A 1,560-nucleotide genomic window follows, 5' to 3' on the forward strand; every position below is an offset into this window, starting at 1 on the left:
GACAGGATGTCGGGCTTTTTTACATTTGGTACAACGTGGGTAGCTCTTTATATCATACGATATAAACGTTCTTTCGGAAAAACTGCGGTAAAGGTGGAACCCTCATTTTCCTTCGAGCTGATTTCCAGATATGCGCCATGTTGCATCAGCACATGTTTGACAATGGCGAGGCCCAGACCTGTTCCGCCTGTCTGGCGGCTACGTGCGCTGTCCACCCGATAGAAACGTTCGGTGAGGCGAGGCAGGTGTTTGGGGTTAATACCAATACCAGTGTCCTGCACTGTAAAGTAGGCGTGATCACCATCTTCATGCCAGCCAATGGTGATAATGCCACCTTTAGGGGTGTATTTAATGGCATTGGTAATCAGGTTGCTGAATGCACTGGCAATTTCCATATCTGAACCGATGAGGTCACAGTGGCTATCAATATCCAGATTCAGGGTATGACCATAATCCAGATTATAGGCACGGGCATCATCGAAGATCTGGTTCATTAAATTGGCCATATCAATAATCTGATTTTTTGCCACTTTCTTATTATTTTCTAAATTGGAGAGTAATAATAAATCGTTGACCAATGCATTCATCCGCTTGGTTTGTGACTGCATTTGGGTAAAGGCACGTTTCCAGCGTGGGGTAATGTCATCCTGATCGGTAAAGGTTTCGATATAGCCACTGAGCACGGTCAATGGCGTTCGTAGTTCATGTGAGATGTTATCGACAAAGTCCTTACGCATTTGTTCAAGATTGTGCATGCGGGTAATGTCATAGGCGACCAGCAACCGACTTTCACCCCCAAAACGGGTCAGTTTCACCTGTACATAATGTTCTTCATCCATTTTGACTTGTAGACGAATGCCATCGGGTGCCTGATCACTATGCTTGAAATATTCAATAAAGTTGGGTTGGCGTAAAATCGCCAGCAAGTTACGCCCTCGGTCCAATGGGCTAATCCCCAGTAATTTTTCCGCAGCGGGATTCCACCATTCAATTTGATGCTGGTCATCAATCAAGACCACTGCCTCAGCCAACGCCACCAGAGATGATTGGGCGCGGTCGATCAGTCCGACCATTTCCGCCTGAACAATACGTTCCTGACGCTGGGCACGGTAGACATTGAACAGCAATGCACCCCAGATACCATTGAGGTTGGGTGGCACATCGTAGGGGCGATTGGAAATCCAGTCATTGACCAGATAAAGCGAGCGTAGCTGGAGGGCAAAAAAAACCACGAACGCGATAAAAACACAGCTCCAGAAGTATCCGACCCCGAATCCAATCAAGCTTGCAATCAATAAGAAAAACAGCAGCAGCCTTAAATCCTGTTTTGCAAACGTCCATAAACTGCTGTAGCGAAAATGCTGGTGTTCACGTGCCAGTTCAGGCACGGGATAGGGTTCATACATAAAGGATTTTAACCTGCTGCCAAATCAGCGCGTGTAGAGAAACGATAGCCTGTACCGCGTACCGTCTGTACAAAACGATCCACCCCAAATGGTTCCAGCACCTTGCGCAGGCGACGGATATGCACATCGATGGTGCGGTCCTCAATATAGACAT

2 protein-coding genes are annotated in these 1,560 nt (G+C 47.0%); both read right to left on the reverse strand.

The features are described 5' to 3' along the window. Positions 1-47 precede the first annotated feature (47 nt). The gene (phoR, locus tag B4H32_RS08635; RefSeq protein WP_004683602.1) at positions 48-1,406 is read right to left on the reverse strand and encodes a phosphate regulon sensor histidine kinase PhoR; all 1,359 of its coding nucleotides are present in this window, start codon (positions 1,404-1,406) and stop codon (positions 48-50) included. Between the two features lie 8 nt (positions 1,407-1,414). Further along, complete coding sequence (locus tag B4H32_RS08640) at positions 1,415-1,552, reverse strand: winged helix-turn-helix domain-containing protein (RefSeq protein ID WP_414630959.1); 138 nt, start codon at positions 1,550-1,552, stop codon at positions 1,415-1,417. Positions 1,553-1,560 lie beyond the last annotated feature (8 nt).

This window comes from Acinetobacter sp. UBA2063, assembly GCF_002333245.1.
Classification (GTDB): Bacteria; Pseudomonadota; Gammaproteobacteria; order Pseudomonadales; family Moraxellaceae; genus Acinetobacter; species Acinetobacter parvus.

What these genes read in the sequence shown, in the direction of transcription:
- phoR (WP_004683602.1), bottom strand. Translation starts at nt 1,406, where the DNA reads ATGTATGAACCCTATCCCGTGCCTGAACTGGCACGTGAACACCAGCAT.